The organism is Streptomyces sp. NPDC111656 (assembly GCF_055656965.1).
The window spans coordinates 1-17,481 of the sequence record NZ_JBVKCA010000027.1 but is presented as its reverse complement, the minus strand read 5'-3'; the positions used below and the strand labels follow the sequence as shown (position 1 = coordinate 17,481).

At 71.5% G+C, this 17,481-nt stretch carries 10 protein-coding genes and 1 pseudogene; all 11 read left to right on the top strand.

The genetic code is table 11. From position 1 onward, the window contains the following. Positions 1-177: 177 nt before the first annotated feature. A pseudogene (locus ACZ7M3_RS45325) lies at positions 178-317 on the top strand (DUF2201 family putative metallopeptidase); the annotation flags it as partial. A gap of 262 nt (positions 318-579) precedes the next feature. Further along, on the top strand, positions 580-2,418 hold the full coding sequence (locus ACZ7M3_RS45320) for a hypothetical protein (RefSeq protein ID WP_472071709.1): 1,839 nt from the start codon (positions 580-582) through the stop codon (positions 2,416-2,418). A 311-nt stretch (positions 2,419-2,729) separates the two neighbouring features. After that, entirely contained in the window at positions 2,730-3,005 is a 276-nt protein-coding gene (locus ACZ7M3_RS45315) for a hypothetical protein (protein WP_472071707.1), read from the top strand. Positions 3,006-3,170: 165 nt separating this feature from the next. Then, complete coding sequence (locus tag ACZ7M3_RS45310) at positions 3,171-4,250, top strand: hypothetical protein (RefSeq protein ID WP_472071705.1); 1,080 nt, start codon at positions 3,171-3,173, stop codon at positions 4,248-4,250. Positions 4,251-4,438: 188 nt separating this feature from the next. Further along, positions 4,439-7,207 (top strand): amino acid adenylation domain-containing protein, encoded by a 2,769-nt coding sequence (locus ACZ7M3_RS45305; RefSeq protein WP_472071703.1) that lies wholly within the window; start codon positions 4,439-4,441, stop codon positions 7,205-7,207. 162 nt (positions 7,208-7,369) lie between these two features. Then, positions 7,370-8,317: a 2,3-diaminopropionate biosynthesis protein SbnA gene (gene sbnA / locus ACZ7M3_RS45300; protein ID WP_472071701.1), complete on the top strand. Its 948-nt coding sequence runs from the start codon at positions 7,370-7,372 to the stop codon at positions 8,315-8,317. An 8-nt stretch (positions 8,318-8,325) separates the two neighbouring features. Continuing rightward, positions 8,326-9,315 (top strand): 2,3-diaminopropionate biosynthesis protein SbnB, encoded by a 990-nt coding sequence (sbnB, locus tag ACZ7M3_RS45295; protein ID WP_388516001.1) that lies wholly within the window; start codon positions 8,326-8,328, stop codon positions 9,313-9,315. A 61-nt stretch (positions 9,316-9,376) separates the two neighbouring features. Further along, positions 9,377-10,315: a TauD/TfdA family dioxygenase gene (locus ACZ7M3_RS45290; protein ID WP_472071699.1), complete on the top strand. Its 939-nt coding sequence runs from the start codon at positions 9,377-9,379 to the stop codon at positions 10,313-10,315. A gap of 234 nt (positions 10,316-10,549) precedes the next feature. Continuing rightward, positions 10,550-10,759 (top strand): MbtH family protein, encoded by a 210-nt coding sequence (locus tag ACZ7M3_RS45285; RefSeq protein ID WP_388516002.1) that lies wholly within the window; start codon positions 10,550-10,552, stop codon positions 10,757-10,759. Positions 10,760-10,861: 102 nt separating this feature from the next. Next, entirely contained in the window at positions 10,862-15,847 is a 4,986-nt protein-coding gene (locus tag ACZ7M3_RS45280) for an amino acid adenylation domain-containing protein (RefSeq protein WP_472071697.1), read from the top strand. After that, positions 15,844-17,481: condensation domain-containing protein (locus ACZ7M3_RS45275; RefSeq protein ID WP_472071695.1), on the top strand; the 1,638-nt coding region annotated here is incomplete at its 3' end. The genes ACZ7M3_RS45280 and ACZ7M3_RS45275, both read left to right, overlap by 4 nt.

Below are 17,481 nucleotides of genomic sequence, written 5' to 3'. Positions count from 1 at the left end.
TCGCAACCGGCCGTTGTGCCGAGGCGGCGGGAGGGGTGGTGACGGCGTGGAACGTGTTCGACAACTCGTCGGTCGCCACCGCGGGCGGAGCTGACCACACGGTTTCCCGTGCGGAGGTCGAGACGCCGGCCAAGGAGAACTACGGCATTCCCTTCGTCCAGGAGCGTCTCGGGATCAATTCCGCCGGCAGGAGGCGGGGGTACGGATCTACGCGCGGGCTTCGTCGAGGTGCTGGGCACCCGCCCCCGGCCGGACGTCGTCGTGGTACTGACCGACGGCCAGACCCCTGGTCGGCCGTACGGCCGACCTGCCGGACGTAGTGGGCCTGTTCCACAGCTGACCGCTCCGGGCGGGATTCTTGACAGCCTTTCAGGCAGGAGCAGTTGAGGTCATCCGCCGGTTCCGTAAACCCTGTTGCTCCCGTGTCAGGGGCAGGCGCTAGAGTCCGATGCGTTGCGTGATGTTCACAGCAACCGTACAAAGAGCGCGGCCGGCCTCCGGATATCCGGGGCAGCGGGGCCGCGCCATTCCCGTGGGGGGAATCCAGCAGTGAGAACACGCTCTTTGGTGTCGGCGGCCGTGTCCGCCGCACTGGGCGCCGCGCTCCTCGCCGCGCCGGCACTGGCGTACGCGGACGAAGGCGGCACGCCCGGGCAGGACCCGGCGGCCACCGCGACCACGAACCCGGCGGCCGATCCGACGTCGACGGACACGCCCACCAGCGATCCGTCCGGCACTCCTTCGGACACCCCGTCCCCGTCCACCCCGCCCATCGGCGAACCGTCGGACACCCCGACCCCCGCCGATCCGACCCCGTCCGACCCGCCCTCCGGCGACCCGACGCCGGACCCGAGCAGCAGCGCGCCTGCCGACGGCACCGGCGCCCCGGTGTTCGGCAGCGTCGGCTCCGACCCTTCCGACGCCGGCTTCCTGACGGTCGCCGTCTCCTCCGATTCGGCGGTCACCGAGGTGTCCGCCGACCTGACCCAGCTGCGTGGCACGGACCCGGCGACCGTCGCAGTCACCGGCTTCACACTCGTTTCCGGCACGCCGCAGGACGGCGTCTGGCGCTCGCCGCGCATGTCGCAACTGCCGTCGTACGGCAGCTACGACGTGACGGTCGGCGCCCAGGACAGCGACGGCGACAACACCTCGTCGGCGCACGTCACGACCGTGGACGTCGAGCCGAAGCCGGTCTTCGCCGACCGCAGCATCAGCCCCGCCGTGCTGGACGTGGAGCACACGCACGTCACGCTCAGCGGCCGCATCTCGCTCTTCGACCCGATCACCGGCGACACCTCGCCGCTGGCCGGCAAGGAGCTGAGCGCGACGGCCGAGAACGGCTCCAGCGCCGTCACCGCCGCCGACGGCAGCTACGCGATCGACGTGAAACCGAAGTTGAACGGCCTGAACGCCACGTCCGTGCCGGTCTCCCTCTCCTTCTGGATCGCCAACCCCGACGGCACGAACACCTATGTGCTCGTCGACAGCAAGACCCTGCCGGTCGTGGTCAGCCCGAGCCGGATCCGGCTGGACCACTCCAGCGTGCGGATCAAGTTCGGCGCCAAGGCGTCCTCGTCCGGTGTCGTGGAGTACCTGTACGACGGCACTTGGCGCCCGGCCAAGGGCGTCGCGCTCGACATGGGCTACTACGCCAAGGCGACCAGCGGTGTCGGCGGGCGCTTCACCCTCACCGACCCGTACATCCCGTACGACGACAGCACGTTCACGGTCGAGACGAGCCTCGACAGCTACCTGGCCGACCCGTATCTGAAGGCCTCGCACGCGCAGTTCAAGGTCGACGTCATCAACCGGACGAACATCTGCTTCTGTTCGAGCTGGATCGACGAGTACTCCGACCTGCACATCCAGGGCAGCGTGAGCGCCAGCAACGGCAAGGTGCCGCCGAACCGGAAGCTGTACCTCCAGCAGTCGGCCGACGGCAAGACCGGCTGGAAGTCACTCGGCTGGTTCAACACGAAGTCCGACGGCACCTTCAACCTCGAGGGGTACGTGGCGGTGCCGAAGGGCTACTGGCGGCTGTACTCGACGGGGTCGTCGGACTACCAGTCCGGCTATTCCAACTCCGTGCACTTCAACCGCACCGCCACCCGGATCACCGGCTTCAACGCCGGTCCCGAGCCGGTGCGAAAGGGCCACACCGTGACCACCACCGGCACCTTGCAGCGGCTGAGCGGCACGAAGTGGGTGGCGTTCGGCAAGCAGCGCGTCTACATCCTCTTCCAGGCCAAGGGCAAGAAGTCCTGGACGGCGTTGGGCTCCGTCAAGGCCGACTCGCACGGCCGCTTCAGCGCCCGCTTCACCGCGAAGCAGGACGGCACCTGGGTCGGGGTCTACCTCTCGTCCGGCTCCTACGTGGACGCCGAGAGCTACCACGACTACGTGGACGTGCGCTGAGCAACCTCTTCTGACGACCACCACGAAGGGCGCCCAGGGAACCCCCGGGGCGCCCTTCACCCCTGTCCGGCCTGGTCAGAGCCGATGTTTCGCGATCACCGGGCAGCCGGGCACAGAGGGCGCTCCGGGACTCCGGCGGGGATGACCACCGCATCGCACGGCCCCTGTCACACCTGGCTTCGTGCACGTCGGGAACCGCTCCCGTTCGCGGGCCGAGGGTTGCCCGATAGAGAAGGCGTATAGGCGGATCACGGAGTTTTGGAGGCGCTCGCCGGGACTGGCCGGCGGGGTACCGAATCCGTGGAGGACCCGTGCGTCGCCGTCCCGCCATGCTGGTCGTCGGCACCGCCACCGCGCTCTCGGCCGTTCCCGGACTCACCGCGCCCGCGGTCGGCACCACCAGCGCCGACGAGTACCTCCTCGGTGGCGCCCTCCATGGCGACCTCAAGCGGGTCCGCGCGGTGTGCAGCGGAGTGAAGAAGACCTCCTGCGACGCCACGGCCTGGACTTGTCACCAAGCCGCTGTCGCGTTCGGCTCCGTCGCTTCCGTCGCTTCCGTCGCTTCCGTCGACGTCCCGGCGGCCTGAGGCCCGTTCGGTGTCCGGCGGAGCACGCCGTTCGCCGCGCGACGAGAGCCGCAACGCGGCTGGGCACATCCGCACCGGCCGCTCCTCACCCCACCGATATCGCCGATTCTCGGAGGTTCCATGTCCACTCTGCCTTCAAGTCTGCCTTCAAGCGCCACATCCGCCTTGCTCCGCAAAGCCGCCGTCGTCCTGCTGGCGGGCGGCGCCACCCTGTCGCTCGCCGCGGGCCCGGCCCAGGCGGCGTCGCCCGGTTGGGAGACCCTTGCCAAGCCCAACACCGACGGCTCGCTCTATGACGTTCTGCCGGTCGGCGACGGCAGCACCGCCTTCGGCCAGACCGTCTGGGGCCGCAACAGCGGGGATGCCGAAGTCGTCCGTTACTGGTTGCGTCAGGGGACGGCGTGGAAGGAGCTGACCTACGAGAAGGATCGTGCGGACGACGGGATCTGGGCCGCCACGTCTGCCAACGACTTCTGGGTCCTGGGCAAGAAGTACCAGCAGTCCCTTTCCGTCAGCCACTGGAACGGCACGGCCTGGGAGAAGCGGAACCCGGCCGACGCGTCCGTCAACTTCCTTGGCATCAAGGCGGTTTCGGCCACCGATGTATGGGCCGTGGGCGAGTCGCGAACGAACACGGCCACGAGTGTCCCGGGCGTCGTCGGGCACTGGGACGGCACCTCCTGGAAGGTCACCAAGCTCCCGCAGGCCACCGGCGGCAGTACCAAGCTGAACTCCGTCCAGGTCAACTCCGCCACCGACATCTGGGCGGCCGGACAGACCTGCACGGATACCGCGGGCACCAACTGCCGGCCGTACGTAGTGAAGTACGACGGCGCCAACTGGAAGGAGGTCGCCACGCCCACCGGCCTCACGGGCTCCCTCACCAAGGTCGTCGCCCGCGGCTCCGGTGATGTGTGGGTCGTCGGCGGCACCACCGCCCTGCACTGGAACGGCACCGGTTGGACCCGCGCGGACATCACCCTGAAGGGAGTCACGAGCTTCGCCGATCTGGCCTTCTACGGCGGACAGTTGTACGCCGGTCTGCACTCCGGTACCGACGGCGCCTTCGCCCGCTGGAACGGACAGGCCTGGGAGGCCGTCACCGGTCCCGTCTCCTACTCGGCGGACGGCGTCCGGCTGACCACGGCTACCGACGGGAGCCTGTGGGTGGCCGGCCGGACCATGTCCTTCTTCGGCAGCTCGTCGCCGTTCGCCGCCAGGCTCGCGGCGTCGGCCGCCGGCTGACGATCCGCGCGGCCGGGACTCCCCGGCCGCGGTTCTGGCACCCCCAGCCGGTTCCGGCACGGTCACTCCATCGTGCCGGAACCGGCCCCTGTGCATTGCCTCCCTCGTCACCCGTGATCCAATCCGCGTCCTCTCCCCATCTCCTTCACGACGTCGCTCAAGACCCTTCCTCCGAAACGGAGTGACCGATGCCCCGCCCCGCCCCGGTTCCGTCTCTTCAACTCCCGCTCCTGGCCGGCCAGTCCGGCATCTGGCATGACCTCCGGGCCGGCGCCACCAGCCAGCAGTACAACGTCGGCCTCTACACCGATGTGCGCGGACCGCTGCATGTCCCGGACTTCCAGGAAGCCGCCCGCCTCGCCGTGACCGAGACCGAGGCGCTGCGGGTGCGATTCGTCGAAGCCGAAGCCGAAGCCGAAGCCGAAGCCGAAGCCGAAGCCGAAGCCGAAGCCGAAGCCGAAGCCGACGGGCATGGGGCGGGCTGGACCGGGGGGCGTGCGGGGCAGTACGCGGACGACGGTGTCCGGCAGGAGGTCGGGCCGCCCCTCGACTGGGAGCTGCCGCTGGTCCGGGCCGGCGACGAGGCGGCCGCCCATGACTGGATGCGCGCCGACCTGGCCCGGCCCGTCGACCTCGGCCGGGATCCGCTGTTCACCTTCGCGCTGATCACCGTCGCCCCCGAACGGCACTTCTTCTACCAGCGCGCCCACCATGTGGTCCTCGACGGGCACAGCGGTGTGCTCGTGCTGCGCCGTACCGCCGAGATCTACACGGCCCTGCGCGAGGGCCGGGATCCTTCGGAGGGCGCCCTTCCGGGCCTCGCCGAGCTCCACGCGGCACAGGCCGAGTACCGGGCGTCGGAACGGTTCACCGCGGACCGTGCCCACTGGGCCGGGCGCATGGCCGACCGGCCGGAGCCCGTCGGCCTGTCCCTCGGCCCGGCCCGGCCGCGAGGGCGTACGGAGCGCACGCAGGGCGCGGACGATCTCGTACGGAGCGCGGCGTGCATTCCGCGGGAGACCCTGGACCTGCTCGGCGCGACCGCCCGGTCGGCCCGCACCAACTGGTCCACCGGTCTCGTCGCCGCCGTCGCCGCCTACCTGCACCGCATGACCGGCCAGGACGACATCCTGCTCGGCCTGCCGGTCGTCGGCCGTGTCACGGAGGTCGCGCGGCGGACGCCCGGCATGACGTCCAACATCCTTCCGCTGCGCATCAGGGCGGACCGCGACACGACCGTCCACACCCTCATCCGCAGTGCGCTCGACGAGACCCGCCAGACCCTGCGCCACCAGCAGTACCGCTACGAGGAACTGCTCCGTGACCCGCGCGACGGCGGATCCGAGAGCGCACGTCGGCAGTTCGGCCCGATGGTCGACATCATGGGCTTCGACCTCGGCATCTCCTTCGACGGCACCCTGGGTAACGTTCACCGGCTCACCTCCGGCCCCGTCGAAGACCTGGAGATCGCGGCCTGTCCGGTGCCCGGTGAGGGCGGTCTCCAGATCCGGCTGGCCGGCCATCCCTCGCGCTACACAGAGTCCGAACTCACCGCCCACCTGCGCCGGTTCGCCCGATTCCTCGCCGCCTTCGCCGCCGATCCCGATGCCCTGGTGGGCGATGTGCCCCTCCTGCTTCCGAGCGAGCGGGAGCGGCTGCTCGAGGAGTGGAACGACACCGCCGTCGAGCTGAGGCCGGCGACCGTGCACGGACTGTTCGAGGCGCAGACCGCCACCACGCCGACCCGGATCGCCCTGATCCACGGCGAGGAGCGGCTCACCTACGCGGAGCTGAACGCGCGGGCCAACCGGCTGGCGCACCGGCTGATCGACCAGGGGGCAGGGCCGCGCACCGTGGTCGCGGTGTCGCTGCCGCCCTCGGTGGAGCTGGTGGTGGCGCTCCTCGCGGTCATGAAGTCGGGGGCGGCGTATCTGCCCGTGGACCCCGGGTATCCGGCCGAGCGGATCGCGTTCATGCTGGACGACGTCAAGTCCGTCGCCGTACTCGCGGAGCCGGCGGACGTGCGGGACACCGGCGGGTGGTCCGAGAGCAACCCCGCCGCGCAGGAAGGCGCGGCCAGGCATCCGGCGTACGTCATCCACACCTCCGGTTCGACGGGTCCGCCCAAGGGCGTGGTGATCCGGCACGAGGCCGTGGCGGGCTATCTGTCCTCTCTGCACGATCTGACGGGGCTCGGGGGCGACGACACCGTCCTGAACCTGGCGTCGGTGTCCTTCGACCCGTCGGTGCGGGACATCTTCGGGCCGCTGACAGCGGGCTCCCGGCTTGTCGTGCCGGAGCAGGACGAGGCCCAGGACCCGGCCGCGCTGTTCGCCCTGCTCAGGCGGCACCGGGTGACCGTGCTGCCCGCTCTGACGCCGACGATGCTGATCGCGCTCGCGGACGCGGCGCGGGATGCGGCGGGCGAGCAGGACGTGCCGTCGCCCTGGCTGCGCATGGGCCTGGTCAGCGGTGAGGAGCTGACCGTCGCGCACCTGCGGCGGGCGGCCTCGATCGGCGCGGACTGGCGGCTGGTCAACCAGTACGGGCCGACCGAGTCGACCATGACGGCCACCGTCCACCCGGTCGGTCCCGAGGACGGGGCGGGCGGGTCGCGGCTTCCGATCGGGCGGCCGATCGCCAACGCCCGCTGCTATGTGCTCGACCGGTGGCTGCGGCCGGTGCCGCCCGGTGCGACCGGCGAACTGTACCTGGCGGGCGACGACCTGGCCGACGGGTACATGAACCGTCCCGGACCCACCGCCGAGCGGTTCCTGGCCGACCCGTACGGGCTGCGGCCGGGAGCGAGGATGTACCGCACGGGCGACCTGGCGAGCTGGCGGGCGGACGGCACCCTGGAGCTCCACGGGCGCGCGGACGACCAGGTGAGGCTGCGCGGTGCAGGGATGGAACTGGGCCAGACCCGACCTGAAAATCCGCCGACATTGGCTCGATAGCCGCGAAATACGGCGCCAAAATGCTTGCGATATGACGAGAATATAGCTGCCGGATAGGTGGCACCTCAAGAATGTCAAGGAGCACGTCGAGCATTCGACGCGATCAAGGTTCGGGAGGTGACAGTCGTGTCGGAGCCACCATTCTCAGGAATTCTTTCGACCGTGGGGAACACCCCGCTCGTGGAATTGGAGAGGCTCCTGCCGGGGTTTGAGGCCCGGGTATTCGCCAAGATAGAGAGATTCAATCCGGGCGGCAGTATCAAGGACCGGTCCGGGCTCAGCATGCTGAGCAGCGCGATCGAGAGCGGCGAGCTGGTGCCCGGCCGCTCCGTGGTGGTCGAGTCCAGCTCGGGGAACCTGGCGGTCGGACTCGCCCAGATATGCCGCTACTTCGGGTTCCGCTTCATCTGCGTGGTGGACGGAAAGACCACGGAGCAGAACCTGGCGATCCTGCGCGCCTACGGCGCCGAGATCGAGGTGGTGACCGAGCGGGACGAGCTGACCGGCGAGTACCTGCCGATGCGGCTGCGCCGCGTGCGGGAACTCGTCGCGCGGATGCCGTACGCGTTCTGGCCCAACCAGTACGCCAACCTGCTCAACCCGCGGGCACACGAGAAGACCATGGGGGAGATAGCGCGCGCCCTCGACGGCCGGGTGGACTACCTGTTCTGCTCGGTCAGCACCTTCGGCACGTTGCGGGGCTGCGCCGACCACATCCGCAAGCAGGGGATGGACACCACCATCGTCGCGGTGGACGCGGAGGGCAGTGCCATCTTCGGCCTGGAGTCCGCCCGCCGTCTCATCCCCGGGCACGGGGCGTCGGTCGTGCCGGCCCTGATGGATCCGACCGCGGCCGACCGGGTCGTTCACGTCTCCGACCTGGACTGCGTAGTGGCCTGCCGCAGGCTCATCCACCGCGAGGCCATCCTGGCCGGCGGCTCGTCCGGGGCGACCGTCGCCGCGCTGGCCCGGCTGAGGGACGAGATCCCGGCCGACTCGACCGTCGCGCTCGTCTTCCCCGACGGCGGCGACCGTTATCTCGACACGATTTATTCCGACGCGTGGGTGCGCCGACATTTCGGTGAAGTCGCGCACCTCTGGAAGGACTGAACCCCGTCATGCTCATCATTCGGCACTCCGAGGTCGGGCAGATTCTGAACGGCCGTGAACTCGAGAACATCGAGGCCGTCGCGGACGCTTACCGAATTCACGCGCAGGGCGACACCGCGGTGCCGCACTCCATATTCCTTCGCTTTCCCGGACAGCCGCGCAATCGCATCATCGGCCTGCCCGCCTACCGGGGCGGAGAGAAGCCGGCCGCGGGTATGAAGTGGATCTCGTCCTTCCCGGCCAACATCGACCGGGGCATTCAGCGCGCCAACGCGGCGATCATCCTCAACTCCCTGGAGACCGGCCGCCCCGAGGCGCTCGTCGAGGGCTCGCTGATCTCCGCCAAGCGCACCGCCGCCAGCGCGGCGCTCGCCGCCGAACTGCTCACGCGCGACCGCCGTCCGGACGGCCTTTCGCTGATCGGCTGCGGCGTCATCAACCTGGAGATCCTGCGCCACACCCGGGCGGCCGTCCCCGGCCTCAAGACCGTGACCCTGTACGACAGTTCGGCCGAGCGGGCCGCTTCGTTCGCCGCCCAGGCGGCCGAGGCCGCCCCGGAGGCGCGGGTGGTCACGGTCGCCACCGCCGAGGAGGCGCTCGCCGCCCACGGCCTGGTCTCCATCGCGACTTCCGCCATCGAACCGCACCTGGACCTGAGGGCCGCCGTGCCCGGCACGGTCGTCCTGCACATCTCGCTGCGCGACCTGCTGCCCGAGTCGCTGCTCGACGCGCACAACATCGTCGACGACGTCGACCACGCGCTGCGCGAGCGCACCTCGCTGCACCTGGCCGAGCAGCTCGCGGGCCACCACGACTTCATCGACCCGACGATCGGCGAACTCCTCCTGGACGAGGGCACGTTCACTCCCCAGCCGGGCCGCACGATCGTCTACGCGCCCTTCGGGCTCGGTGTCCTCGACATCGCGCTGGCCGACGACGTGCTGACCACGGCCCGGCAGAAGGGGCTGGGCGTGGAGGTGGAGGGCTTCCTGCCGTAGCCCCGGGCCGCTCGGCGGCGTACCGGCATCACCTGAACGACGACACGAGAGGAAAGCAACCATGACCGACCGCAACGGCTGGTCGCCGCTGGAGATCACTCCGGGCGACGTGGGCGCAGCGGCGACTCCGGAGGCGCTCGTCGAGCACCTCGACAGCATCGACCTGGCCGGGCTGCTCGTCCGCGAGAAGGCCGTGGTCTTCCGCGGGTTCAAGGTTCCCGGCGAGGGGCTGGACCCGGTCCTCGACCGGCTGCTGCCCCGCCGCCTCGCCTACGTGCACGGCAACTCGCCGCGCACCAAGGTCGGCTCCAACGTGTACACCTCGACGGAGTACCCGCAGGAGTACACCATCTCGATGCACAACGAGATGTCGTACGCCCACGCCTGGCCCACCCGGCTCGCCTTCTACTGCGCCGTCGCGCCGGAGACCGGCGGTGCCACCCCGGTCGTCGACGCCGCGCTGTGGCTGGAGGCCCTCGACCCGCAGGTCCGCGAGGCCTTCGAGGCCGGGGTGCGCTATACGCAGAACCTGCATGGCGGCAAGGGCCTCGGCAAGAGCTGGCAGGACACCTTCGAGACCGGGGACCGGGACGAGGTCGACGTCTTCCTCAAGGAGGCGGAGGCCGAGTGGAGCTGGGGGCCGGGCAACAGCCTGAAGGTCAGCCAGCTGCGTCACTCCACGATGCGCCACCCGGTCACCGGCGCCGAGGTCTGGTTCAACCAGTCCGACCAGTGGCACCCGGCCTCGCTCGGCGACGACACCGCGAAGGCGCTCGCCCAGATCATGCCGGCCGACGAGCTGCCGCAGTCCGTGACCTTCGCGGACGGCAGCCCGATCCCGGACGAGTACGTCCTGCAGGTGCGCGACCGTGGCCTGGAGAACGCGGTGAACGTCGACTGGTACGAGGGCGACCTGCTGCTCATCGACAACCTGCTGGTCGGCCATGGCCGTCGCCCGTTCACCGGCCCGCGCCGGATCCTCGTCGCGATGTCCGACTGACGGCCGGTCCGACCGGCCGACCTTCGTAGGTCGACTGCCGTTGGCCGACCCCGGTCGGCCAACCTCCGTAGGCACTCCCCACAGCGGGGCCCAGCCGGTGGATCCCCCGCCATCGGCCGGGCCCCGCCGGTCTGTTTCAGGCCTCGTATAGGCCGGATATGGGCCCGGATCGAAAACTGGCCAACGCACTACGACCAGCACACCACCGCTCCACCGAAAGCACAGGAGACCACCGTGTCCGAGCAGCACGAATCCGCCATCACCCACCGCGTCGTGCTCAACGACGAGGAGCAGTACTCGATCTGGTGGGCCGACCGCGACCTGCCGGCCGGCTGGCACGCCGAGGGCACCGAGGGCACCCGCGAGGAGTGCCTGGCCCACATCGAGCGGATCTGGACCGACATGCGCCCGGCCAGCCTCCGCCGTCGGATGACCGCCGCGTAACCGGCCCGACTCCGGCAGACGGCGCAGCACGCGTACGACCGGGCTCCGGCCCGTCACCCCCGCTCTCGATCAGTCACTCACCACACGAGGAGCACACCCTCCATGTTTCCCGAGTCACGGACGGACGCATCGGCCGATGCAGCCCAGCTCACCCCCGTGCTCGTCGGCCGTCAGGCTTCGCTGACTCCGGAAGCGATCGCCGTGGAGCACGGTCGGCAGCGGATGACGTACGCGGAGCTCGATGCCCGCAGCAACCGGCTCGCCCACCTGCTGAGGGCCCAGGGTGCCGGACCCGACCTGCCGGTCGGCGTCCGGCTCGCCCGCGGCCTCGACCTGGTCGTCGGACTGCTCGCCATCTGGCGGGCCGGTGCCGCCTACCTGCCGCTGGACACCGAGGCGCCGCGGTCCCGCACCTCCGCGCTGATCGCCGCGTCCGGCACCGCACTCGTCCTCACCGACGCCCGGGGCCGCGCCGCCGTCACCGACGCCGGGGCCCGGCCCGTCGTCCCCGAGGACCTCGCCGCCGAACTCCGGGAGCAGCCCGCCGGCGCTCCGGTCACCGGCGTGCACAGCACCAACGCCGCCTACGTCCTGCACACCTCCGGGTCCACCGGCACCCCCAAGGGCGTCGTGGTCAGCCACGGCGGCATCGCCAACCGCATCGGCTGGGCGGTGCGACAGCACGGACTCTCGACCGCCGACCGGGTGCTGCAGAAGACCGCCCTGGTTTTCGACGCCCATGTCTGGGAGGTCTTCGCCCCGCTGGTCAGCGGCGGCACCGTGGTGCTCGCCCCGGCCGGTGCCGAACGCGATCCGGGCGCCCTGGTCCGCGCGGTCGGCGAACACCGGATCACCGTGCTGCAGGTCGTGCCGTCCGTGCTGCGCCTGCTCGTCGCCGAGGACGGCTGGCAGAAGTGCGGCGAGCTGCGCCTGGTGTGCTGTGCCGGTGAGCCGCTGCACGCCGAACTCGCGCAACGGCTGCGGGCGTTGAGCGACGCCGAGCTGTGGAACACCTATGGTCCGACCGAGTGCTCCATCGACGTCACCGCGCACCGGTTCGACCCCGCCCAGCTGACCGGCCCGGTGCCGATCGGCCGCCCCATCGAGAAGACGCGCGTCCTGGTCGTGGACGCGTCCGGCAGCCCGGTCGGCGTAGGTGTCCCCGGCGAGCTGCTCGCGGGCGGTGCCGGTGTGGCGCGCGGCTATCTCGGCCGCCCCGGCCAGACCGCCGAGCGCTTCGTGCCCGACCCGTTCGCCAAGGACGGCAGCCGCCTGTACCGCACCGGCGACCGGGTCAGCTGGCGTGCCGACGGCGTACTCGAATACCTGGGCCGCATCGACGACCAGGTCAAGGTCAACGGCGTACGCATCGAACCCGCCGAGGTCGAGGCCCAGCTGGCCGCGCACCCGGCGATCGCCGGTGCCGTGGTCCGCCCCTACGCCGCGGCCGACGGCGCCAAGCGGCTCGCCGCCTATTACGTGATCCGCGAGCCGGTCGCCGAGACCGAGCTGCGCGGCCACCTGCTGGAGCGGCTGCCCAGCACCCATGTGCCGGCCGCCCTGATCGAACTGGAGTCCTTCCCGCTGGGCCCGACCGGCAAGGTCGACCGGCGGGCGCTGCCCTCGCCCGACGCGGTCGCCGAACCGGCGGGCACCGCCCCCGCCACCGAGGCCGAGCTCCTGGTCGCCGAGGCCTGGCGGAGTGTCCTCGACTTCGGCCCGCTCACCACCTCCAGCGACTTCTTCCGCGGCGGCGGCACCTCGCTCCAGCTCACCCGGGTCGCCGCCCGGCTGCGCGCCGGCACCGGCCGCGACATCTCCTTGCGGGCCCTGCTCGGCGCTCCCACCCTCGCCGACCACGCGGCCCTGCTGACGGTGGTCGCCGGGGAGGACTCCGCGCCCGTGCGGCCCGTTTCGCGCGAGGGCGGCCTTCCGCTCTCGTACGGGCAGCGCCGCCTGTGGTTCATGGACAAGATGCATCCGGCCAGTCCCGAGTGGGTCGCCGGTCTGCTGCTCAAGGTGCCCGCAGGCACCGCTTCCGAACTCGTCGGGCGGGCCCTGGACACCCTGGTCGCCCGGCACGAGGCGCTGCGCACCCGGTACGCCGAAGTGGACGGCGAGCCGCGCCAGTTCATCGAGGCGCCGGCCGGCGTCCCGGTCCGCGCGATCACCACCGGCCGCGAGGGGCTGCCCGCCGTCCTCGCCGAGCTGCTCGGCGCCGGCTTCCGCCTCGACGGCGGTGAGCTGTTGCGGGCCGCGCACATCACGCTCGACGACGACAGCGAGCTGCTCGCCGTCGCCATGCACCACATCACCACCGACGGCTGGTCCACCGCCGTCCTGGAGCGCGAGTTCCACCAGGTCCTCGCCGCGCTGACCGTCGGCGAGCAGCCGGTCCTACCGCAACTCGCCGTCCAGTACGCCGACTTCGCGGTCTGGCAGCAGGAGCGGCTCACGGGCGAGGCCGTCGGGCGCGAGCTCACGCACTGGCGCGCCGTCCTCGACGGACACCAGCCACTCGCCCTGCCCACCGACCACCCGCGTCCCGCCGTCCGCGACGGCCGCGGCGGCATCACCCCGGTCACCATCGATGCCGGCACCCTCGCGGCCGTCGACACGATCGCCCGCGAGCACGGCACCACCCGGTTCACCGTCCTGCTCACGGCGTACGCCACCGTCCTCGCCCGGCACAGCGGCCAGTGGGACCTGCCGGTCGGCACCCCGGTCGCCGGGCGCGAGCGGCCCGAACTCGACGGCGTCGTCGGCTTCTTCCTCAACAACGTGGTGCTGCGCTGTGTGCTCGACGGCGAACTCGGCTTCCACGACGCGGTCGCCAGGGTCGCCGCCATCACCCGGGACGCCTTCAGCCACCAGGACCTGCCGTTCGACCTCCTCGTCGACGAGCTGGCGCCCGACCGCGACCTGTCACGCACCCCGCTCTACCAGGCCGCCTTCGACCTGCACGGCGAGGACTTCAACGGCACCGTCGACGGCGACACCGAGACGGTCCGCAGGATGTGGCGGATCACCCACACCGACCTCACCCTGCTGCTGCGCCCAGCCGCCGACGGCACGCTGGTGGGCGGCCTGGAGTACGCGACCAGCCTGTACGAGGAGGCCACCGCCGCCCGCCTCGCCGCCGGCCTGACCACCCTGCTCGCGTCCGCCACCGCCGACCCCGACCGCGCGCTCGGCGCCCTCGACCTGCTCACCCCCGGTGAGCACGCCGAGCTGACCCGCTGGGGCACCGCCGAGACGCCCCAGCCCGTCATGTCGACGCCGCAGATGTTCGCCGCGCAGGCCGTGCGCACCCCGCACGCCACCGCCGTCGAGGGCGACGGGTTCGCCCTGACCTACCGGGAGCTGGCGGCCCGCGCCGCGCGGATCGCCCGCCATCTGCGCTCGACCGGAGTCCACCAGGGCAGCACCGTCGGTGTCCTGCTCGACCGGGGCCCGGAGCTGCACGCGACACTGCTCGCCGTCTGGCAGGCCGGCGCGGCGTACGTACCGATCGACCCGGCCTTCCCCGTCGAGCGCGTCACCGGGATGCTCGCCGACGCCGACGCCCGGGTCCTCGTCACCCAGAGCGCCTACGAAACAGGGGTGTTCGACGGCACGGTCGTACGGATCGACGGGTCCGACGCCGACGCCATCGCCGCCCAGGACGCCTGGACGCCGCCGCTGGAGGCCCACTTCGACGACCTGGCGTACATCATCTACACCTCCGGCTCGACCGGCCGCCCCAAGGGCGTCGCGGTCACCCACCGCGGCCTCGCCAACCACCTGAACTGGGCGGCAGCCGAGCTCGCGGGAGCGGGCACCGGCGGCGGCGCGGTCTTCTCCTCGGTCGCCTTCGACCTGGTCGTCCCCAACCTGTGGGCGCCGCTGCTCACCGGCCGGCGGGTGCTGCTCCTTCCGCAGGATCTCGACCTGTCCGAACTCGGCGAACGCCTGGCCGCGCACGCCCCGTTCGGCTTCCTCAAGCTGACGCCGGGCCATCTCGACGTCCTGACCCAACAGCTGTCCGAACGACAGGCAGCCTCGCTGGCCCCGGTCGTGGTGGTCGCGGGCGAGGCCCTGGACGGCTCGCTCGCCGCCACCTGGGCTTCGCTGCTCGGTGAGGGCGGCCGGCTCATCAACGAGTACGGTCCCACCGAGGCCTCCGTAGGCACCAGCGTCCACCCGGTGGCGACCGGCACCGGACCCGGCGTCGTGCCCATCGGCGGCCCGCTGCCCGGCATGGTCATGCGCGTCCTGGACGAGCGGATGCGGCCCGTCCCCGTCGGCGCGGTCGGCGAACTGTACGTCGGCGGCACCGGAGTCGCCCGCGGCTATGTCGGCCGCCCCGGCCTGACCGCCGAGAAGTTCCTGCCCGACCCGTACGGGCCCGCCGGAACCCGCCTCTACCGCACCGGGGACCTGGCACGCTGGCTCGACGGCGGCGCCGTGGAGTTCCTCGGCCGCATCGACGACCAGGTCAAGATCCGCGGCTACCGGGTGGAGACCGGCGAGATCCGCGCGGTCCTGCTCGACCACCCCGGCGTCGCCGACGCGGTCGTCGTGCCCGTTGGCAGCGGCGCCCGGGTCCGGCTCGCCGCCTACTTCACCGCCGTCCCCGGCGGCGACGCGGACGCCGCATCCCTCGCCGCCCACAGCGCCCTGCTGCTGCCTCCGTACATGGTCCCGGGCAGCTTCACCGAGCTGGAGCGCATCCCGCTCAACCCGAACGGCAAGGTCGACCGGCGCGCCCTGCCCGAGCCGGCGGCGGCCGAACGACCGCGGCGCGCGCGCCCCGCCAACCCCGTCGAGGAGCGCCTCATCGACATCTGGCGCGACGCCTGTGGGATCGAGACCGGCCTCGACGACAACTTCTTCCACGCCGGTGGAAATTCGATCCTCGCGATCCGGCTCATCGCCGCGATCCAGACCGACTTCGAGATCACCCTGCCCGTACGCGCCGTGTTCGAGGGCCCGACCGTCGCCGAACTGGCGCAGACGATCGAGGACCGGATCCGCGCGGAGATCGCCGAGATGTCCGACTCCGAAGTGATGGCGGACTCGATGCTGCTGAAGGAGCAGAACGCATGAGCACCGAGGAAGCAACCACCGCCGTGCCCGCCCCGTCGGGCGCCTCGCTCCGCGACGAACTGCTGCGCCGCCGCCTGGCCGGCCGCCGCGGCGCCCGCCGCGACGAGATCACCCGTGCCGACCGCAGCGCCCCTCTGGCGCTCAGCGCCGGCCAGCAGCAGATGTGGTTCCTCAACCGCCTGGAGCCGGACAGCACCGAGTATCTGGTGCCGCTGGTGCTGCGGCTTCGCGGCACCCTCGACGCCGCCGCCCTCGGCCGCGCCTTCGAGACGGTCGCCGCCCGCCACGAGATCCTGCGCACCCGGTACGCCTTCGAGAACGGCGGCCCGGTCCAGGTCGTGGACGCGCCCGGCGCCCGCACGCTGCCGCTGCCGGTCGTCCCGCTCATCGAGGCATCGGCCGCCGAGCGCGAGCGGAAGGCCACCGAGGTGCTGCGCGAGCAGCTCGCCACCGGCTTCGACCTGGCCACCGAGTGGCCGGTGCGCGGCACGCTGCTGCGCCTCGCCGACGACGACCACATCCTGGCCTTCGTCTTCCACCACATCGCCTGCGACGCCTGGTCCACCCGCGTCTTCGGCGGCGAACTCAGCGCCTTGTACGCCGCGTTCGTCTCCGGCCACGAGGCTCAGCTGCCGCCGCTCACCCTCCAGTACGCCGACTACGCGGCCTGGCAGCGGCAGCAGCTCGCCGGCCCCGGCGCCGAGGCTCACCTCGACTACTGGCGCGAGCGCCTGGCCGGCGTCGAGGCGACCGACCTGCCGACCGATCGGCCGCGCCCGGCCGTCCGCGACCACGCGGGCGCCGACCTGGACTTCGAGCTGCCCGACGGGCTCGCCGACCGGGTCCGAGAAGCCGCGCTGAACCACGACACCACGCCGTTCACCGTGCTGCTCACCGCCTACCAGATGCTGATCGCCCGCTACACCGGAAAGCGGGACGTGACCGTCGGAACCGTCGTCTCCGGGCGCGGCCGCCCCGAGCTCCAGCAGCTCATCGGCTACGGCATCAACACCCTCGTCATGCGCGCCGGGTGGGACGGTCAGGCCACGTTCGGCGGCCTCGTCGCATCCGGTCGCCGGCACATCCTGGACGCCTTCGACCACCAGCAGGTGCCGTTCGCGCAGCTGGTCGACGAGCTCCAGCCGGAGCGCGACCAGTCCCGCACCCCCCTCTACCAGGTCGCCTTCACCCTGCACGAGTGGCGCCTGGACTCCTTCGAGCTGCCCGGCCTCACGGTGGACCCGTTCGGTGACAGCGACGGCATCGCCAAGTGCGACCTCGCCCTCCAGGTGCAGGAGCTGCCCGACGGCTCTTTCAGGGCCCGCTTCCAGTACGCCATCGCCCTCTTCGACCAGAGCACGGTCCGCCGCCTCGCCGGCAACTTCGTGCGCCTGCTCGACCACGTCCTGAACGCCCCGGACACCCCCCTGGCCGCCATCGACATCCTCAGCGAGGCCGAGCGCGCCATCGTCACCGGCGCTCTGGACGGCCACCGCACCACCGAGCCGGTCACTTCTCTCGCTCATGAGTTGTTCGAGGCGTGGGTGGTGGGGTCGCCGGGGTCGGTGGCGGTGGTGGCGGGTGGGTTGTCGTTGTCGTATGGGGAGGTGAATGAGCGGGCGAACCGGTTGGCG

Excerpts from the sequence above, each read along its gene's own strand:
- ACZ7M3_RS45305 (WP_472071703.1), top strand. The coding sequence starts at position 4,439 with ATGCCCCGCCCCGCCCCGGTTCCGTCTCTTCAACTCCCGCTCCTGGCC.
- sbnB (WP_388516001.1), top strand. The coding sequence starts at position 8,326 with ATGCTCATCATTCGGCACTCCGAGGTCGGGCAGATTCTGAACGGCCGT.
- ACZ7M3_RS45290 (WP_472071699.1), top strand. The coding sequence starts at position 9,377 with ATGACCGACCGCAACGGCTGGTCGCCGCTGGAGATCACTCCGGGCGAC.
- ACZ7M3_RS45280 (WP_472071697.1), top strand. The coding sequence starts at position 10,862 with ATGTTTCCCGAGTCACGGACGGACGCATCGGCCGATGCAGCCCAGCTC.